This window comes from Aestuarium sp. (genome assembly GCF_023253315.1).
In the GTDB taxonomy this organism is placed as follows: Bacteria; Pseudomonadota; Alphaproteobacteria; order Rhodobacterales; family Rhodobacteraceae; genus Marivivens; species Marivivens donghaensis.
Genome location: NZ_JALRGW010000179.1, coordinates 1 through 615 on the forward strand (window position 1 = coordinate 1; position 615 = coordinate 615).

Annotated in this window: 1 protein-coding gene and 1 riboswitch; the gene reads right to left on the minus strand. The window is 60.3% G+C overall.

Features of this window, described 5'->3' with window-relative positions; genetic code table 11:
• Positions 1-463, minus strand: a 463-nt coding sequence (locus AC1QQ2_RS14895; RefSeq protein ID WP_479713731.1) for a dihydropteroate synthase, incomplete at its 3' end; no start/stop codon positions are given.
• A 24-nt stretch (positions 464-487) separates the two neighbouring features.
• A riboswitch (S-adenosyl-L-homocysteine riboswitch) is annotated at positions 488-592 on the minus strand.
• Positions 593-615 lie beyond the last annotated feature (23 nt).

Genomic DNA, 615 nt, shown 5'->3' on the forward strand with positions numbered 1-615 from the left:
CCATGACCACGGCCGCTGCGCCGTAGCGCATGACCAGTTTGGCGTGGTGTTTGAACGCGTCCTCGCCCTCTTTAAGCGAGATCGAGTTGACGATGCTTTTGCCCTGCACACAGCGCAAGCCGGCTTCGATGACCGACCACTTGCTGGAGTCAATCATGATGGGCACGCGCGCGATATCAGGTTCTGAGGCGATGAGGTTCAAGAACCGCACCATCGCGGCCTCGCTGTCCAACATGGCTTCGTCCATGTTGATGTCGATGATTTGCGCACCGTTTTCGACCTGCTGGCGCGCAACCGCCAGCGCCTCGTCGAACTGGTCGTTCAAGATCATCCGGGCAAAAGCCTTGGAGCCCGTCACGTTGGTGCGCTCGCCGACGTTGATGAACAGGCTGTTGGCGTCCACGCGCAGCAGCTCTAGGCCCGAGAGCAACATCGGTGCGGTGGTGGTGTGTTTAACGGTCATGGGTTCTCACCTGTGGCGGTCATCGTCAGGTGAGCGTCGTTGTCACGGTGGCGGCCACCAGTCCCCCTGTTGCCGCCTCTTCGCCCTCAAGCCTCACCCATGGTCCGGGTTGCAACGCTCCTTGGGGCGAAAGGCGACATTTTAACTGGCTA